The 4,173-nt window shown below is 43.6% G+C and carries 2 protein-coding genes; both read left to right on the forward strand.

All coding sequences use genetic code 11. From position 1 onward, the window contains the following. Positions 1-1,779: family 20 glycosylhydrolase (locus Q0502_RS18295; RefSeq protein WP_298653904.1), on the forward strand; the 1,779-nt coding region annotated here is incomplete at its 5' end. Positions 1,780-1,983: 204 nt separating this feature from the next. Then, the coding region (locus Q0502_RS18300; RefSeq protein WP_298653906.1) for a glycosyl hydrolase at positions 1,984-4,173 on the forward strand (2,190 nt) is incomplete at its 3' end.

Genomic DNA, 4,173 nt, shown 5'->3' on the forward strand with positions numbered 1-4,173 from the left:
ATTTTTTTCTTTTCATTATCGCTCTTCTCCAATGAAATAAGCGTCATCCCTAAGCCATTAAAAATGGATATTAAGAATGGATCTTTCAACGTGAATACTAAAACGAAAATTACCTGCAACGACAAAAAACTAATCCATATCACCGATTTTTTGAATGATTTTTTGCGTGAAAATTATGATTTGAGACTCGATCAAAAAATATCCAAGAAAACGGGAAAACAAGAAATAAGCTTCATCCTGGACAACTCAAGTGAAAAAGAGTCGTACACCCTTCATATAAGTCAGAATTCAATTGTTGTACGGGGAGGTGAATCGGGTTTATTCTATGGACTGCAAACACTCCTGCAATTGATGCCATTGGAGAAATCACCATCTGTTACTTTGCCACAGGTTGAAATTCAGGATAAACCCCGATTCAAATACAGAGGTGCGATGTTGGATGTGGGAAGGTATTTCTATACGCCCGATGAGGTGAAAAAGTTCATTGATTTAATGGCACATTATAAACTGAACACCTTTCATTGGCACTTGACGGAAGATGCAGGCTGGAGAATAGAGATAAAAAAGTATCCCCTGCTTACCAAAATCGGGGCGTGGAGAAGAGGAACCCAGTCGTCGCATCCGGCAGAGTCATTTGACAGATTGCCCCATGGCGGATTTTATACACAAGCACAAATCAAAGATATTGTATCTTATGCTGAAAAAAGAAATATCACCATTATCCCCGAAATTGATATGCCCGGCCACACATTGGCCGTATTAGCCGCCTGTCCGGAAATTTCCTGTACGGGAGGTCCTTTTAAAGTCCTTGAGGCCTGGGGAGTCCAAAAAGATGTAATGTGCGCCGGCAACGAGCAGACATATAAATTTATAGAAGATGTACTTGATGAGCTGCTGGAAATGTTCCCGTCCCAGATCATCCATATTGGGGGAGATGAGGCTCCAAAAGAAAGATGGAAAGAATGTCCCAAATGCCAGGAAAAAATCAGCATAGAAAATTTAAAAAATGAAGCCGGACTGCAAAGTTACTTCGTAAAAAGAGTAGGATCCTACCTTCAAAGCAAAGGACGTAAAATGCTGGGTTGGGATGAGATAATGGAAGGAGGGCTTGCCGAAAACGCCATGGTAATGAGCTGGAGAGGCGAAGAGAGTGGTATTGAAGCCGCCAAAATGCATCACGAGGTGGTAATGGCTCCTACGGCATTTATGTATCTCGATTATTATCAAGGCGATCACGAAACGGAGCCTGTGAATTTCAACGTAAATCTGCCTTTGGAAAAAGTATATAGTTATGAACCGTTATCCTCCAGGATCCCGGTTGAAAACTACAAATATATTATTGGGGTACAGGGGAATATCTGGACGGAATATATTCATAATTATTCGAAGATTGAATATATGGCATTCCCACGATTACTGGCGGTGGCAGAAATAGGATGGAGCGATGCGGAAAAAGATTTTGATGATTTCAGCAAAAGGTTAAGTAATAATCTGAATTGGCTCGACAAAAAAGGTGTAAATTTTCGAATTCCCGATGTGGCCTACAGTACAACTGCAATTGCAAATACCGGTGATTTTGATCTCGTAATGCAACCATCTGTAAAAGAAGCAAACATATATTATACCCTGAATGGCGATGACCCGATGCTAAAAGGGACTTTGTACCATTCTCCTATCCGAATAATATTTGAGGACAATAACCCTGTTCAATTAAAATACATCGTAAGAACCCGGACAGGAAGAGTTAGTGGTACGCGTGTGTTGAATTTCGACAAATAATAAAATGATCGTATGAAACACTCATGAAATACAAATTCATGCGCAAGGATATGATTAAAATGTCTTGTGTCTTGTATCTTGATTCTTGGCTCTTGGGTCTAATTTTTTTATCATATGAAAAAAAAAGTATTATTTCTATCTATCATGTGTGTTTGTATGGTCGGTTGTTTCATTCAAAAAAGAGCTCTGACAACAGATGATTTATTGGAAAACAGATTCCTCGATCCACCGACCCATGTAAAACCCTATGTCTGGTGGCACTGGATGGGGCCTAATTTTTCTAAAGAAGGGATTACCAGGGATCTTGAAGCGATGAAAGATGCCGGCATCGGAGGAGCGACTATTTTTAACATAACCTCGTCCGTGCAGGAAAGTCACGCGCCCATGCTAAACAATCCGTGGCCGGAACAAACTTTTCGCAGTCCCGCCTATTGGGAAGCCATCCGGTTTGCAGCGGAAGAGGCGCAAAGATTAGGGTTGGAAATAGGACTGCACAACACCCCGGGATATGCCACTACCGGAGGTCCCTGGATTGATGAGGAGCGAAGCATGCAGCAGATTGTTTGGAGTGAAACATCCGTCAGCGGCAGTCAAAAAGTTTCTGTAATTTTAAAAAAGCCCGAACTGCCTGTTACCCTTGATTGGGGAAGTCCCAAAAGAAGAGCGACACTTTATAAGGATATTGCCGTAATTGCCATGCCGGCAGGCAGGACAATCATGTTAAAAGAGACTGTCGATCTTACCGGTAAAATGGATGAATCGGGAAACCTGGAGTGGGAAGCGCCTGAAGGAGATTGGGTCATTTGCCGTATCGGCTATGCTCCTACAATGGCCGACCCACATCCCTTACCCGACGATCTGATGGGAATATCTTACGAAGTGGATAAAATCACGGCGGAACACAATAAGTTTCATTGGGAAACAGTTCTCAATCCGTTGAAAGAACATATCGGCCCCTATTTGGGCAAATCCTTTCAACATATATTGATCGACAGCTACGAGGCCCGGCAACAAAGTTGGAGCGAAGGTCTCCGCGAAGAATTTATGAAACGGAAGGGATACGACCCGGTTCCCTGGATAACGACTTTCAGCCCGTTGATCATTCATGGATGGCATGGCGATGTAAAAAGGGTCATAGAAAGCGAAGATATAACCAACCGTTTTGTATGGGACTATCAGGATGTGATCCATCAACTCTACCTTGAAAACGGATGGAATATTGCCAAAGACTTAATCCGCAAAGCTGATCTAAAGCTCCAATTCGAACCTTATACAGGTCCTTTCAGCATACCCCAGGGAGCGGCGATGGCCGATCTGCCGATGGGAGAGTTTTGGACATTCTCTAAAGGAGAAATCAATCAATTGGTTCCTGCGGCAGCCCGGGCTGCCGGAAAGACCGTTGTCGGTGCCGAGGCTTTTACCGGAGAACCTGAACTCAGCAAATGGACGGAAGACCCGGCATTTTTGAAATTATCCGCAGACGGGGCTTTTGCTGACGGCGTGAACCGGTTGATACTTCATCATTGGGTACATCAGCCTTTCGATGATAAATACCAACCCGGGCTAAGTATGGGTTGGTGGGGCACACACTTTAACCGGCATCAGACCTGGTTTGAACCCGGGAAAGCATTTTTCACCTATTTAGGCCGTTGCCAGGCATTGCTCCAACACGGGGAGCAATACAGTGATTATCTCTGTATGGACAGGCCGGAAGGCTTTTCCGATGTGATCTCGAAAGATGATTTTTTGAATACCCGGTTAAAGGTCAAAAAAGGTAAGATCATATTGCCTTCGGGTAGAAGTTACACATTCATGGTTTTCCCGGGCGATGGTGACATGCTGCCGGAGGTAGCCCGCAAGATCAAACAGATTGTATCTAAAGGGGCAACGGTTGTTTCCGTCAAACCCGTCAAGTCTCCAAGTTTAAAGGATTATCCTTTGTGTGATGACGAAGTAAAGAAAATCGCCGGTGAACTTTGGGGAAACGGCTTGCAAAACAAGTATAAAAAAGGATTTGTTTTTACGCAATTGGAAGATGCAGTAAAAAAACACAATATACAGCCTGATTTCCTGGTTGAAAAAGCAGCAAATCCTGAAGACATAAAAATTGCCCACCGGTATTCATCTGATACAGACATTTATTTTATAGTAAATCAATCATCAAAACCTCAACATATCTCCGTGTCATTCCTTATCTCAGGGAAACAGCCCGAACTGTGGCAGGCAGAAGATGGTTCCATCGCAGATGCACCGGTCTGGCGGGAAAAAGGTGGACGTACCACGGTCGATCTGCAACTGAAGGGAACCCAATCCGTATTTGTTGTTTTCAGGAAACCAGCTTCCGGAAGCGATCATCCGGTTTCCGTGTCGATCCAGGATACCACTACCGGTTGG

Origin of the sequence: uncultured Proteiniphilum sp. (assembly GCF_937873925.1) — a bacterium.
Taxonomy (GTDB): domain Bacteria; phylum Bacteroidota; class Bacteroidia; order Bacteroidales; family Dysgonomonadaceae; genus Proteiniphilum.